Here is a 14,569-nt window from a genome sequence, read left to right on the forward strand (position 1 = left end):
ACTGATCAGCTCATTACAGAAGTCTGATCAAACAGCATGACCACGATCAATCTTGCTGCTGAGAATGATCGAAGTGGTGGTCTTTTCCACACCGTCGATACTGCCGATCAGGTCCAGCAACTGGTCCAGTTGTTCAGGCGAATCGGTGCGCAGCCAGGCGACATAATCGAACTCGCCACTGACGGCGCATAACTGCTGAACCTGCGCCAGGGTGCTGAGCCGACGCAGCACCTCTTTGCCCGAGCGAGGCTGGACGGTAATGCCCACGTAGGCCTGCAGGCCACCATCAACGACCCGCTGGCTCAGGCGCACGCCATAACCGGTGATGACCTTGGTACTTTCCAGGCGAGCGAGGCGTGAAGTGACAGTGGTGCGGGCAATCCCCAGTTGCCGAGCCAGCGTGGCCACGCTTTCCCGTGCATTGAGTTGCAGGGCTGCAATCAACTGGCGGTCGATATCGTCCAGAGCGAGAGGGCGGCTATCGGACACGGTGCTCTCCTTCAAAATTTCCAGCGCTTGGCGGTCCTGGACAAGCGCTCTTGCAAGCCGTCGAGGTTGTGCGCCAGTTGCTGAGTCATCAAGTGGTAACCGGTCAGCTCGGCAGGAATCGCAGCCTGGGTGGCAGTGTTTTCCGACGTGCGTGCCAGACGTTCGGTCGCACCGGTTTGCAGGGCGCGGGCCATGCCGATCAATTGCCTGCGGATCTGGCGGTAGTCGGCGTCCATGGAGGTTTTCAAAGTTGTGCCTGCGGCCTGATCGAGGTCGGCCGGGCGAATGTTTGAAAGGATCTCCAGCGTGCTCAGGCACATCCGGAAATGGCCCTGAATCGCATCCAGCTCGACCATGGAAATCTTCACTTCTTTGGACACCGACGGCAGCAGCGAGCGCAGTTGCAGCATCGTGGCGTTGAGTCTTGCGGTCAGCTTCAAGTGCTCATCGGCACTGATCGGCTCGCCCTGATGGATGCGCCCGTACACCTTGGCGCAATCGCGCAGGCCGCTGGCCAGGTTGTAGCGCCAGGAGAAGACTGCATACAGCGGCAAGGCAAAGGAGAAGGCCAGGGCCAGCGCGATACCGATCATGATATCCAGCGTTCGCCACAGACCATCACTGATCGGGTTGACCCCGTGCCCGGCCACGATAAACAGGGTGATTGCCGACAGCAGCGCGGTATAACCGCCCTTGCCGATGGCGTGATAAGCGAAGAATCCGCACATCACGGACATGATCACGTAAGTCAGCAACGGGATTTCCAGATACCCCTGCTGCACCACCACAAACAGCCCAAGGCCTGCGCCAATCAGTGTTCCGTATGCGCGTTCCACGGACTTTTTGCCGATATTGCCATGGTGCTGCAAACCACCGATCACGATCAGCATCGTCACCGAAGCCCACTCGCCATGGGGCATGTTCAGGCCGGATGTCAGCAGGATCGACACCAGCAGCCCGACCACGATACGCGCCGCATGAATCAGACGCGCATGCCGGTAACGGCGATACGGATCAAGCACAGGGCGCAGAACAGGGCGTAGCCAGGAAGGGATGAAAACAGAGCGCGAATTCGTCATGCGTTAAATGGCCGCGAGGGTTGGGAAAGTGTCCATGCTTTGATGGTAGCGATCTCCAGTAAGCCACAACTGAAGGGGGAATTGTTTATTGCTTTGCCGCTTTGAGTCATTGTGACGGGTAGCAAGGACTCATGGAAAAAGCTGATGCCACATTTATCAATCACTCCGCTGGATGCTCTCCTGGACGAGCCGCGACGCATTTGTGTCGAAGGTCTGGCGGCGGGCCAACAGATAACCCTCACGGCAACGACCCGTCGTGGCGCAGGCCAGTCCTGGCAGAGCCATGCGACCTTTGTGGCCGATGCCCAAGGGATCGTCGATCTGCAGCGCGATGCGCCGATAGCGGGCGATTACGCAGAGGTATCGGCCATGGGGCTGCTCTGGAGCCAGCGTCCGCAACATGCCGCGAGCAAGGAAATCTTTCCGGACTCGGTGCTAGAACCGCTGTTGACCGAAGTTGCGCTGTCGGGCTGCGATCAATCCGTGACCATGATTCAGCGTCTCGCCGGGCCAGGCGTCAGCCGTCGCGATATTCGCGAGGACGGATTGGTGGGCACGTTATTCATGCCAGCAGGTGACGGACCGCATCCTGCCGTGATGGTCCTCAATGGCTCGGGTGGCGGCATCAACGAAGCGCGAGCGGCACTCTATGCGTCGCGAGGTTATGCCGCCCTGGCCCTGGGTTATTTCAAGGCACCCGGTCTGTCGGGCTACATCTCCAACACACCACTGGAATATTTCCAGCAGGCGCTGCTCTGGATTCGTCGCGAACTCAAACCGGAAAATGACTTCATCGCCCTGAGCGGCCAGTCCCGTGGTGGCGAACTGGTGTTGCTGCTTGGCAGCCTGTTTCCCGACCTGGTATCCGCCGTGATCGGCTATGTTCCCAGTGCCCTGGTTCATGGCGGACAAGCTGCTGCTGACCCCGCCATAGGGCGCGACGGCCCCGCCTGGCTGTATCGCGGCCAACCGCTGGATCACCTGTGGAACAACAATCGAACAGCCAATTGGGACGCCCGAGATGCCGGACGCCGCAATGCCGAATCCATTCTCACCGCACTCGACGATCCTGAAGCAGTCGCTCGCGTAGGCATCGCAGTCGAAAGAATCCGCGGCCCGGTCATTCTCCTGTCTGGCACCGACGATGCAGCATGGCCCTCCAGCCTGTTCGGGCGCATGGTCGAGCAGCGGCTGAAAGAACATCAACACCCATGGCCGGTAGAGCACCTGGATTTTCAGGATGCAGGGCATAGCATTCTGTTGCCTTACATACCGGCGACCTACAGTGATGATGGGAGTCCGAGTGCGAATGCACGGGCAAACGAACAGTCGTGGCAGGGTGTCAGGAGGTTCCTGGAAGGGGCGCTCGCTACGAAAAGATGAGCGATTCAAGTAGTATTGCCGCAACTATACCAATCAAGGTTTTCAAGCCTTGAGCCCGGCATTCACCCAGAAATACCGAATGCCGCACAGATTCGACCCAGGGGATTTTTTATGTCTGCTCAACGTCACGAGGTCAGTGACACACCGCTGGTGACCGTGATCATCGCTTCCTACAATCACGCTCGCTACATAGAAGACAGCATCAATAGCGTCATCAACCAGACCTACCCGAATATCGAACTTCTGGTTGTCGACGACGGCTCCAAGGACGAGAGCCCGGAGCTCCTGAAACAGCTTCAGGAAAAGCATGGTTTTGATTTGCGCTTTCAGGCCAACAAGGGCCTTGCCCGTACCCTCAATGACGCGATCGAGCGTGCGCGGGGCGAGTTGATTGTGCCGTTCGGCTCCGACGACATCATGTTTCCCCACCGTATTGCCACCCAGGTGGAATACATGAAGGACAAGCCCGAAGTGGGCATCTGCGCGGCCAATATCGAAACCATCGACCAGGACGGCAAGGTCATGGGCGAGCGGGAGCAGCGCAACCGCAATCTGGCATTCCGCCGTCTGGATTTCGACGACCTGTTCCTCAATCGCAAACCGGGACCGGCATCAGCCACCTTGATGTTTCGGCGCGAAGCGCTGGACAAGGTCGGCGGTTTCAACCCCGAGATTCGTCTGGAAGATATCTACATCGAGTTGTCGATTGCTCGTGCCGGTTACTTCATCGATATTCTTGGCGAGGTCTTGGCGCAGTATCGTGACCACCCCAGCAATACCTTCAAGAATGGCCGGTTCATGGTCGAGAATGTCTTGAAAACCTACGAAGTCTTTCGCGATCACCCGCAGTACGAGCAGGTGTGCATGAACTTCCGTAACTCCACGGTGCTCAAGTACGCCAACCGCGACAAGGTGCTGGCCCGGGAAATCCTGGCAGATATCCCGGTCAGGTACTGGAACAGGAAAACCCTGCGCGGTGTGTGGCGGCTGATTACTTCCTGAGTGCGCGTTCCTGCCGCCAGAGAATCAGCGACTGGGCGTAGATCAGCGCCATCGGCATCCAGATAAGGAACCAGTGTTCCTTGGGGCGTGACATGAAGGCATTGCCTTCAGTCAGCCCGGAAGCGAATCCGAAAACAAGCCAGGCCGCCGCAATGGTCACGGCGGTATGACTGCGGTAGACCCAGCAGAATCGTATCGCCAGGCCATACAGCGTCATCCACAGCGCCAATCCCAGAATGCCGCCCGAATAGAGCACGCCCAACTCCATGTTGTGCGGGTCGGCAAGAGTGAAGTCCAGGCCCGGAATGACCACTGTCATCGATGTGCCGAAACCGTGGCCCAGCCACGGGTGTTCGCCGATCTGGCGCAGCGACTCCATCCATATCGCGGGTCGGTAGGACAGACCGCGTTGTGTGATTGCGTCGGGATGAATCAGCAGAACAGTGATCAGAACAGCAATAGCGACCCCAACGGCCAACAGGCTGCGACGTCGGTCGCCCACCAGTAACAGCCACCCCAGAGCCGCTGTCAGCCCAATCAGGGGCGTCCTTGATCCGGTTGCCATGATGGCTGCGCCCAGAAGTACCAGGCAGATAATCGGCACCGGGTTCCAGGCCTTGCGCGCCTGAAACCATGTGGCCAGCCAGAACGCAGCGAATGCGCCCAATACATGAGCGGTGAGCAACGGATTTTCGAGCACGCCGTAGCCATTGAGGCGGGCTTCACCGGCCTGCATCTCGAAAACTATAAAGTAGGTCAGGGACAGACCTGCGACCAGAACGGCAAAGAGTGCCGAAAGACGAGTGTACTGCTCCAGCCGGGCGGGGTAATGCAAGGCAATGATGCCGGTCGAAAACAACAACAACATGACGTACATCGGGCGTTTGAGCAGGCCTGGCAGATCATCCTCCGTCACGGCCCACGCAATGCTGATGAGGATATAGACGCTGAAGACACCGAATGCGATGAATAACGGGTTACAGATCAGGGTCTTCAGCAAGCGTGGCTGCAGGACCAGCGTCAGAAAGGTGGGGAAGGCCAGGAAAATATAAAAAAGCTTGTGGTAGAGCGCTCTATCCCAGATCCAGAAAATTCCTGTGAGAGTAATCAGCCAGCCTAGCGGTAGTAAGTATTTGGTGATCAGATTGCTCAAGCGTTGGTTTCTACTCTCTGGTGACACATCAACTGACATTTTTCGTGCCCATCTAAATAAACCCTGTAATTGTATGGGATACGCCTTCGATTGATCAGGGGTATCTTGCGGGCTGTTTTTTGGTGTTCCGAAAACGGTGGGCCGTAGTTTTGTGTCAAAAAATCCAGGCAGCTATTCGTCTGTATAGCAGACCTGAGGTATTCCATCCCTGTACCTGCCAGTCATCCTCAACGTGACCGGTGCCCGTAGCTTACACGTCAGCGTGTGAAAAGGGCGTGTGGCTTTTATTCAAAATCATTCCAAGTTCATCATCTGTATGGAGAAATCTCCAACTCAGGAAGGTTGAGAGGCTTCCATGAGGCGATTCGAGCGTCTCTGGCGCTGGAGGTTCCCGGATGGCTCAGCAAGAGTGCTGGGAGCGCTGGACTGTGAGTTCTCGTTTATACCAGCTGTCATGGCTACGCTTGATGAAATCGAGGGGATGTTTGAGTGATGGCGACCCTGCTGCAGGTTGCAACGCCGGAGCGTCCTGATCGGAGGCTTATCGGCACTGGCTGAATCGCCCCGGGTTTCGTAGACACCTCTTTGCCTTAAACTGGGGTCAATTAGGAGGTGCCATGAGCAACCCGCGTTACCCCGAAGAATTCAAAATCCAAGCGGTCAATCAGGTGATCGAAAAGAAGCTGCCTGTCGCTGATGTAGCGGCTCGTCTCGGCGTGTCGACGCATAGCCTCTATGCCTGGATAAAGCGCTACAGCAAACCTCAACAAGAACGGCAGCAGGATGATGATCAGCATGCTGAGCTGCGTCGTCTGCGAGCGGAACTCAAGCGGGTGACTGAAGAGCGAGACATATTAAAAAAGGCCGCCGCGTACTTTGCCAAGGAGTGCGGTTAAAGTACGCCTTTATCAAACAGCGCGCGGGCGACTATTCGATTCGACGGCTTTGCATGGCGCTGAAAGTCCATCCCAGTGGGTATTACGCCTGGTTGTCTGAGCCGCAATCTGCACGCGCCAAAGACGATCAGCGACTGCTGGGTTTGATCAAGCATTCATGGCTGGAGAGCGGCGGCGTTTATGGCTATCGCAAAATCCATGACGATCTGCGCGAGGTCGGTGAGGATTGTGGTCGTCATCGTGTGGCGAGGCTGATGCGTCTTGAAGGGCTACGCTCTCAGACAGGGTATCGACGTCGCCCTAGAAAGTACGGCGGTAAGCCAGCGGTCGTCTCACCCAATTTACTGAAGCGCCAGTTTGATCTCGTAGAGCCCAACAAGGTTTGGGTCACCGATATCACCTACATTCGTACGTATGAAGGCTGGCTGTATTTGGCTGTGGTGCTGGATCTGTTTTCTCGCCAGGTCGTTGGCTGGTCCATGAAGTCGCAGATGACCAGTGATTTAGCCATTGATGCGTTATTGATGGCGGTTTGGAGACGTAAACCGAAGCAGGAGGTGATGGTTCACAGCGACCAAGGGAGCCAGTACAGCAGCTCCGATTGGCGCAGCTTTTTGAAGGCGAACAACTTGGTTGCCAGCATGAGCCGCCGAGGCAACTGCCATGACAACGCCGTGGCCGAAAGCTTTTTCCAGCTTCTAAAGCGGGAACGGATCAAGCGAAAAATTTACACCACGCGCCAAGATGCTCGTAGTGATGTGTTCGACTACATCGAGATGTTCTACAACGTAAAACGTCGTCATGGTTTCAACAATCAGCTGTCGCCAGTAGAGTTTGAAAAGCGTTACGTAATGAGCTTGCAAGGTGTCTAAAAAATCCGGGGCGATTCAGCTGCGCCTTGGTTGCTTCCGCTCTCTACTTTGTGGGCTTCTTGGTAGGGCTCACTTCACGCATTGCAGAAGCGCCTTTTCGAGCGTCAGTCGCTCGGAGCCGCTGCGCTGGATATACACACCCCTACCATTTCATCCTCGGTGCGTCGTGACCAATCCTCGGCGTCGCGTTTGGTGCGGAAGGTTTTGGTATTAGTTGGCCATCCGGTCTTGCGGATAACCCTTCTAGGTGCCGGCAGGGGTTTTGACGATTGTGGCCATCTGAAGGACTCCAAAGGCGTGCAAGCGAAGCCGCACTGTATTTGTACCTTCGGACCATAGGACTGATCCGGCTGCCACAAACCCAAAAAGACGAAAGCCGTGCAAAGCGCAGCTTCCTAAAACATGGTGGGCCCACACGGACTCGAACCGTGGACCAAAGGATTATGAGTCCTCTGCTCTAACCAACTGAGCTATGGGCCCTCAGTAGGCCGCGGATTATAACGGCGGTTTCGCGGCTGTGCTATCCGAAAAATCCGAAAGATTCATAAGAAGAAATCTGGAGCAGAATTCCTCGGGTGGCAAGGGGAGGCTGACGATGTAGCCCTGGATCTGTTCGCAGCCTTGTTCGGTCAGGAATTTCTGTTGTTCGGGGTTCTCCACGCCTTCGGCGATGATGGTGAGTTGCATGCTGCGGCCCAGGGCGATGATGGCGCGGACGATGGCGGCGTCGTGGGTGTCTTCCGGGAGGCCGCGGACGAAGGACTGGTCGATTTTCAGGATGTCCAGAGGCAGGCGCTTGAGGTAGCTCAGGGATGAGTAGCCGGTGCCGAAGTCGTCGATGGCCAGCTGGACGCCGAGTTTTTTCAGTTTGTGGAGCACCGACAGGGCTTCTTCTGTCTGGCTCATGATGAAGTTTTCGGTGATTTCCAGTTGCAGACAGCCGGGCTCCAGGCCGTTGTCTGCGAGCAGTTGTTCGATGCGTTTGAGCAGATTGGGCTGGCGTAGCTGGGCGCCGGCCAGGTTGACCGAGAGCGGGCCGAAAGGCGCGTAGTTCTTGCGCCATTCGTACATCTGACGACAGGCGTGTTCCAGAACCCAGTCGCCTATTTGCAGGATCATGCCGTTCTCTTCCGCCAGCGGGATGAAATGCTCGGGCGGCACTTCGCCAAAGGTCGGGTGGCTCCAGCGAATCAGGGCTTCGGCGCCTACCAGTCTGTTGGTCAGCAGGCTGGTCTTGGGTTGGTATGACAGGCTCAGTTCGTTGCGTTCGATGGCTCTGCGCAGTTCCTGTTCAAGGGCGATCCGTTCGCTGGCCTGGGAGGTCAGGTCGCGGGTGTAGCTTTCGATCCGGTTGCGGCCCTTGGCCTTGGAGCGGTACATCGCCGCATCGGCGTTCTTGACCAGCGTGGCGACGTCGGTGCCATCGGTGGGGAACAGGCAACTGCCGATGCTGGCGCTCATGAAGAACTCATGCTCGCCAGCCTGGAAGGGCGCCGTGAAGCAGGCCAGGAGTTTGCTGCCGATGGTTTGTGCATCTCCGGGTTGCAGCAGGCCGGGCAGCAGGACGATGAATTCATCGCCGCCCAGGCGCGCCACGGTGTCGATGTCGCGCAGCGTCTCCTTGAGGCGTTGTGCGATGCCTTTGAGGAGCAGGTCGCCCACGGGGTGCCCGAGGCTGTCGTTGATGTGTTTGAAGCGATCCAGATCGATAAACAACACGGCACCGAGGCTGCCCGATTCTTCGCTGTGCAACAGGGCAGAGTGCAGGCGGTTTTCAAACAGGGTGCGGTTGGGCAGGCCGGTCAGGGGGTCGTGATGGGCCTGATAGTCCAGGCGCGCCTGGGCGTGCTTGAGACTGGAAATGTCGGCAAAGACGGCGACGAAGTGGGTGATGAAGCGATCCTTGTTGCGCACGGCGCTGATCGTTAGCCAGCAGGGGTAAAGCTCGCCATTCTTGCGGCGGTTGCATATTTCTCCTTGCCAGTGTCCTTCTGCGCTCAGTTGATGCCACATGGCCGCATAGAATGCGCTGTCATGCTGGCCCGAGGCGAGCAGGCGAGGTGTCTGGCCCAGGGCCTCATCCTCGCCGTAGCCGGTGATTTCGCTGAACGCCCGGTTGACGGCGTTGATGCGCTGGCGCGTATCGGTGATCAGTACGCCTTCGGCGGTACTCTCGAAGACGGTGGCGGCCAGGTGCAGTTTTTCCTGCATCTGCTGGCGCTCGGTAATGTCCCGGGCCAGGGTCATGATGCATTCTTCCCCGGCGATGAGCAGGGGATGCGATGACATTTCGCAAAGCCTGACCTGTCCGTCCAGGTGCCGGATCTGGCCGCGAAAATCCCGTACCACGCCATTTTGCTGCAGTTGCTTGATCAGTTGCTGGCGTTCATTAGGGTCGACCCATATCTGCAGGTCGAGGCCTGAACGTTCAAGGCACTGGCTTTCGCTGTAGCCGGTCATCCGGCAGAAACCTTCATTGACCTCCAGCAGCAGGCCGTCGCTGGTCCGGGCGATAAGCAGGCCGTCGGGTGATGAATGGAAGGCCTTGGCGAACTTCTCTTCAGAGAGTTGCAACTGCTGCTGGGCCTGCTTGAGAGGTGTGATATCGCTGATGGTGAGCAATACGGCTGGCGTTGCGCTCATCTCGAAGGGTTCGGCTGACATCAGGCAGGAAAAGGTGCGCCCGTCCTTGCGCCGCAGAGGCATTTCCAGGTTGCGGATCCGGTCCTGTTGCAGGCGCTCCAGCAGGCCGGGACCGACTCCCGGCACTGCCCACAGGTTGATTTGTGTAGCGGTTTTGCCGATGACTTCTTCGCTGCTCATGCCGATCTGGGTCACGAAGGCTTTGTTGACCTCGAGAATGATGCCGTCGGACAGGCGGGCGATGATCAGGATGTCCGGGCATTGGGCAAACACCGAGGCGAATTTCCCTTCGGACAGGCGCAGGGCTTCCTCGGTCAGCTTGCTGTCGCTGATGTCGATCATCAGGCCACGGATGACGGGATCCGGCCCGCGCTTGATGAGGCTGACGATGTCCCTGATCCAGAGTATCCGCCCTTCGGCATTGCGGACCCGGTAGTCGAGGCTGTGATCGTTGCCGCTTAAGGCCTGTTGCTTGCAGAAGGTTTCGGCAGCATTCAGGTCTTCGGGGTGCACGATGCTGCGCCAGAAGCCAGGTTGCAGCCATTTCGACAGTGGATAACCCAGCAGGCTTTCTGCCTGCGGCGAGACGTAGTTGTAGGTCATCTTTTCCGGGTTGGCTTCCCAGGCCACGGCGGAAAGGCTTTCTACCAGCCCCCGGTAATGATGTTCGCTGCCACGAAGTTTCTGCTCCAGCTCAATGCCACGAGAAATCTCCAGGCTGAGCTTTCGGTTATTACGGATAACCACTGCAAGAGCAGCCGAAAGTAGTAATAAGCCCGGCAGGCCATAAAGTAGAAAGTTTTCCCAATGCACCGGTTCGTTGTTTATCCAGCTGTGAACTTCGGGCTGTTGCAGGCTCGTCAGCGTGCTGTCCGACGCGAGTAGCAAGGCTTTGGAGTCCTGCTGGGCGAGCCATGAGCCTGGGTTCTGTGTTTGATGAAGCCGGGCAGGCAAGTCTTGGGTGTTGGCGTTTGCTATGGAGCCGATCAGACAAAAGAGTGTGATGGCCGACAGTCGTAACATGGCAGCCTCATAGCGGCGGATGGTAATGAGACGAGTGTAGACGGCGTTGGGGAAGGGGTGAAAAAACTACTAACCGGAAAGTGTTATTCCAGAAAAGCAAAACCCCCGGCGGGCCGGGGGTTTTGACTTGCGTGTGCTGTTACTCGTCAAGGAACGAGCGCAGGTGCTCGCTTCTTGTCGGGTGACGCAGCTTGCGCAGTGCCTTGGCTTCGATCTGACGAATCCGCTCGCGGGTTACGTCAAACTGCTTACCAACCTCTTCCAGCGTGTGGTCGGTATTCATGTCGATGCCGAAACGCATACGCAGAACCTTGGCTTCACGGGCGGTAAGGCCCGACAGCACTTCGCGTGTGGCTTCTTTCAGGCTTTCAACAGTGGCGACATCGATTGGCGACTGCATGGTCGAGTCTTCGATGAAGTCACCCAGATGCGAGTCTTCGTCGTCACCGATCGGGGTTTCCATGGAGATCGGCTCTTTGGCGATCTTCAGTACCTTGCGGATCTTGTCCTCAGGCATTTCCATGCGCTCGCCCAGCTCTTCCGGAGTCGGTTCACGACCCATTTCCTGCAGCATCTGGCGGGAAATGCGGTTGAGCTTGTTGATCGTCTCGATCATGTGCACCGGAATACGGATGGTGCGTGCCTGGTCGGCGATCGAGCGAGTGATCGCCTGACGGATCCACCAGGTTGCATAGGTCGAGAACTTGTAGCCACGACGGTATTCGAACTTGTCCACCGCTTTCATCAGGCCGATGTTGCCTTCCTGGATCAGGTCGAGGAATTGCAGGCCGCGGTTGGTGTACTTCTTGGCGATGGAGATCACCAGACGCAAGTTCGCTTCGACCATCTCTTTCTTCGCGCGGCGGGCCTTGGCCTCACCGATCGACATGCGACGGTTGATGTCCTTGATCTCGGCAATCTTCAGGCCGGTTTCTTCTTCGAGCGCGGTCAGCTTCTGCTGGCAACGCTGGATGTCCGGCTGCAGACGGGCAATGGCTTCGGCGTACTTGCTCTTGCCTTTGGCCAGTGCGTCGGTCCAGCTTTCGTCAACTTCGTTGCCCGGGAACTGGCGCAGGAAGTCGGCACGTGGCATGCGGGCGTCACGCACACAGAGTTGCATGATCGCGCGCTCTTGAGCACGGAGACGATCAAGTGCACTGCGAACGCGCTCTACCAGGCCTTCAAACTGTTTTGGAACCAGTTTGATCGGCATGAACAGTTCAGCCAGGGCAACCAGTTCAGCGATGGAATTCTTGTCTTCACGACCGAATTTCTTGAGCGCCTTGCGGGTGATTTCCATCTGGTCGGCAACGGCGCCAAAGCGCTGCTGGGCAATGACCGGATCAGGACCGCTTTCGGCTTCTTCTTCATCGTCGGAAGCGTCGCCCGATTCTTCCTCGTCATCGTCGCTGTCGTCAGCCTTGGCTGCTTTTGCGTCGATAGGCGGTGGGACTTCGGCCGGCGGTGCAATGCCGTCGTCCGGGTCGATGTAACCGCTCAGAACGTCGGACAGGCGGCCGCCTTCGCTCGTGACACGCTCGTATTCGGAGAGAATATGATCAACCGTGCCAGGGAAGTGCGCGATGGCGCTCATCACTTCACGGATGCCTTCCTCGATACGTTTGGCGATTTCGATTTCGCCTTCACGGGTCAGGAGTTCAACGGTACCCATTTCGCGCATGTACATACGCACGGGATCGGTAGTACGACCGATGTCGGTTTCAACCGCTGCCAATGCTGCGGCCGCTTCTTCTGCGGCGGCTTCATCGGTATCGGCATCGGCCAGCATCAGGGCGTCTGCGTCCGGAGCACTCTCGTGTACCGGGATCCCCATGTCATTGATCATGCGGATGATGTCTTCCACCTGCTCAGGATCTGAAATATCCTCAGGCAAGTGGTCGTTGACCTCTGCGTAAGTCAGATACTTCTGCTCACGACCCAGGGTGATCAACTCTTTGATACGAGACTGCTGTTGCGCTTTTCCGGACATAACACCCTATCCACTGAAGGTCTTGGCGGGCAAAAAACAAGCCGAGGATTATACCCGAGCTATGACCTCACGCGCCAGTTGAGGTCGGGTTTTGTGCAGAAACATTGCGACTAAGGAGCCGAAGCAGTTGAGTTTTCTCTTCTGCCGTGAGGCCTACCTGGCGATCCTTGATGATCAACTGATCAATGTTCCGCTCACGTTGGTTTGCCGATAGCCTAGTTATAGTGTCGAAAAACTGTTGTTCAAGGTTATCGGCCTCGATCAACCATTCCTTTTCTGCCAATGCGCGCAGCAATCGGCCCTGTTCCGTGCCATGCCAACGCGCTATCAATTGTAACGACCGAAGATTCGGATTCTTTTGCCTGGCCTCGATCAAGGCGACCAGTAACTGCGCCTGTGCGTGGTCTTCTGCCGCGAAATGGCTCGCATTTTCGACTTTCTCGGCCAGTTCCGGGTGATGCAGCAGGGTTCTCAGTGCCGCTTGCAACGGCGGTTCTACGGCCGTTGGTACGCGTGGTGCACGAGGCTCGAACTCCTGACGCTTACCCCCTTTGCCCCAGGACTTTTTGTTGTCCCATTTTTTCTGATTCTGACCACCGGCTTTCTTGGGCGTCCATTGCGGCTGCTCTTCGTGGCCGCCGTGCTGCTGGTAATCCGCGAAATCCGGCATTGCGTCGTAATCGACGTACGGATCGTAGCTGGGAGGCACATCTGCGGGTGCACTTTGTACCAACTGGCTGACGGCTTCGTTGTTGAGGCCGGTGATTTCGCTGAGGCGCTGACGCATCAGCGTGCGCAGATTGGCGCCGGGAACCTTGTCGATCAGCGGTGCGGCGAGGGTGGCCATATGGGCCTTGCCTTCGAGGGAGCGCGGGTCGGATTCCTTGGTCAACTGCTCGAAAAAATAGTCGGCCAGCGGCTGGGCATGCTGATTGATGCGTGCCTTGAAAGCATCGGTGCCTTCGGAGCGCACCAGAGTGTCCGGGTCTTCGCCTTCGGGCAGGAACAGAAAGCGGGCGCGGCGTCCGTCCTGCAGGCTCGACAGGGTGGCTTCCAGTGCGCGCCATGCGGCATTGCGGCCAGCCTGGTCGCCGTCGAAGCAGAACAGCACGTTGGGTACGACCCTGAACAGCCGTTTCAAGTGCTCTTCGCTGGTTGCGGTGCCAAGTGTCGCGACGGCATTGCGCAGGCCTTGCTGGGCCAGGGCGATGACGTCCATGTAGCCCTCGACGACAATGATTTCGTCTAGGTTGCGATTGTGTTTGCGTGCCTCGAACAGGCCGTACAGCTCCTGGCCCTTGTGAAAGACAGGGGTTTCAGGGGAGTTCAGGTACTTGGGCTTGTCGTCGCCCAGTACCCGGCCACCAAAGGCAATGACGCGGCCTCGTGAGTCGCGGATCGGAAACATGACTCGGTCGCGAAAACGGTCGTAGCGCTTGCCGGTTTCCGCGTTCTCGATCAGCAGGCCGGCATCGATCATGACCTTTTGCTGAAGCGTGTCGCTGCTCAGGTGCTTGTAGAGGTTGTCCCAGCCGGGCGGGGCGAACCCCATGCCGAAGTCCCGGGCGATCTCGCCGGACAGGCCGCGACCCTTGAGGTAGTCCACGGCGGCCTTGCGCATCGGGTGGCTTTTCAGGGCCTGACGATAGAACTCGGCGGCGGCTGCCAGCAGCGGGTACAGCGGGGAGTCGGTCGGCTGGCGCGGCTTCTGGCCTTTGACGTTCTGTTCCCGGGGGACTTCCATGCCAGCTGCTTTGGCAAGCTCCTCGACCGCCTGGGGAAAGTCCAGGTTGTCGTGGTCCATGACGAAGCCAAGCGCGTTACCGCCTGCACCACAGCCGAAGCAGTAATAGAACTGCTTGTCCGGGCTGACGCTGAAAGAGGGTGTTTTCTCTTTGTGGAACGGGCAGCAGGCGCTGAAATTCTTCCCGGTTTTCTTCAATTGCACGCGCGAGCTGACAACATCGACGATGTCGGTGCGGTTCAGGAGGTCGTCAATGAAGCTTTGGGGAATCAGCCCGGCCATGGCGTTCTCGTCA

At 57.6% G+C, this 14,569-nt stretch carries 9 protein-coding genes, 1 tRNA gene and 2 pseudogenes; 4 read left to right on the forward strand and 8 right to left on the reverse strand.

Annotated features, from left to right (window positions below; genetic code table 11):
- Nucleotides 1-27: 27 nt before the first annotated feature.
- Together KGD89_RS02885 and KGD89_RS02890 are read right to left on the reverse strand one after the other, a co-directional pair.
- Nucleotides 28-489 carry an Lrp/AsnC family transcriptional regulator gene (locus KGD89_RS02885; RefSeq protein ID WP_025258324.1) on the reverse strand — a complete coding sequence of 154 codons (462 nt, stop codon included), beginning with the start codon at nucleotides 487-489 and terminating at the stop codon, nucleotides 28-30.
- 11 nt (nucleotides 490-500) lie between these two features.
- Nucleotides 501-1,568: an FUSC family protein gene (locus tag KGD89_RS02890; RefSeq protein WP_025258325.1), complete on the reverse strand. Its 1,068-nt coding sequence runs from the start codon at nucleotides 1,566-1,568 to the stop codon at nucleotides 501-503.
- Between the two features lie 144 nt (nucleotides 1,569-1,712).
- On the opposite strand from KGD89_RS02890, the gene KGD89_RS02895 reads away from it, so the two are divergent.
- Both KGD89_RS02895 and KGD89_RS02900 read left to right on the forward strand, forming a co-directional pair.
- Nucleotides 1,713-2,951, forward strand: a complete 1,239-nt coding sequence (locus KGD89_RS02895; RefSeq protein WP_038399740.1) for an acyl-CoA thioesterase/BAAT N-terminal domain-containing protein — start codon at nucleotides 1,713-1,715, stop codon at nucleotides 2,949-2,951.
- A gap of 111 nt (nucleotides 2,952-3,062) precedes the next feature.
- Nucleotides 3,063-3,953 (forward strand): glycosyltransferase family 2 protein, encoded by an 891-nt coding sequence (locus tag KGD89_RS02900; protein WP_025262627.1) that lies wholly within the window; start codon nucleotides 3,063-3,065, stop codon nucleotides 3,951-3,953.
- Here the strand turns inward: KGD89_RS02900 and KGD89_RS02905 are convergent.
- A complete protein-coding gene (locus KGD89_RS02905) occupies nucleotides 3,943-5,145 on the reverse strand; it encodes an O-antigen ligase family protein (RefSeq protein ID WP_025258326.1) in 1,203 nt (400 codons plus the stop codon). The two genes, KGD89_RS02900 and KGD89_RS02905, sit on opposite strands and share 11 nt — an antisense overlap.
- A gap of 364 nt (nucleotides 5,146-5,509) precedes the next feature.
- Here KGD89_RS02905 and KGD89_RS26210 point away from each other — a divergent pair.
- Together KGD89_RS26210 and KGD89_RS02910 are read left to right on the forward strand one after the other, a co-directional pair.
- A pseudogene (locus KGD89_RS26210) lies at nucleotides 5,510-5,599 on the forward strand (transcriptional regulator); the annotation flags it as partial.
- Between the two features lie 124 nt (nucleotides 5,600-5,723).
- A protein-coding gene (locus KGD89_RS02910) for an IS3 family transposase (protein ID WP_117148159.1) occupies nucleotides 5,724-6,874 on the forward strand; the annotation gives its coding sequence in 2 pieces (ribosomal slippage) (nucleotides 5,724-5,961 and nucleotides 5,961-6,874; 1,152 coding nt in all).
- Between the two features lie 46 nt (nucleotides 6,875-6,920).
- Here the strand turns inward: KGD89_RS02910 and KGD89_RS02915 are convergent.
- The 5 genes and pseudogenes from KGD89_RS02915 to dnaG form a co-directional block, all read right to left on the reverse strand.
- A pseudogene (locus tag KGD89_RS02915) lies at nucleotides 6,921-7,153 on the reverse strand (site-specific integrase); the annotation flags it as partial.
- A gap of 124 nt (nucleotides 7,154-7,277) precedes the next feature.
- Nucleotides 7,278-7,354: transfer RNA gene (locus KGD89_RS02920), tRNA-Ile, on the reverse strand.
- A 15-nt stretch (nucleotides 7,355-7,369) separates the two neighbouring features.
- Nucleotides 7,370-10,540 (reverse strand): bifunctional diguanylate cyclase/phosphodiesterase, encoded by a 3,171-nt coding sequence (locus KGD89_RS02925; protein ID WP_074568895.1) that lies wholly within the window; start codon nucleotides 10,538-10,540, stop codon nucleotides 7,370-7,372.
- 139 nt (nucleotides 10,541-10,679) lie between these two features.
- The gene (rpoD, locus tag KGD89_RS02930; protein ID WP_025258329.1) at nucleotides 10,680-12,530 is read right to left on the reverse strand and encodes an RNA polymerase sigma factor RpoD; all 1,851 of its coding nucleotides are present in this window, start codon (nucleotides 12,528-12,530) and stop codon (nucleotides 10,680-10,682) included.
- A gap of 67 nt (nucleotides 12,531-12,597) precedes the next feature.
- Complete coding sequence (gene dnaG / locus KGD89_RS02935; RefSeq protein WP_025258330.1) at nucleotides 12,598-14,556, reverse strand: DNA primase; 1,959 nt, start codon at nucleotides 14,554-14,556, stop codon at nucleotides 12,598-12,600.
- Nucleotides 14,557-14,569 lie beyond the last annotated feature (13 nt).

It is taken from the genome of Pseudomonas cichorii (assembly GCF_018343775.1).
Lineage (GTDB): Bacteria > Pseudomonadota > Gammaproteobacteria > Pseudomonadales > Pseudomonadaceae > Aquipseudomonas > Aquipseudomonas cichorii.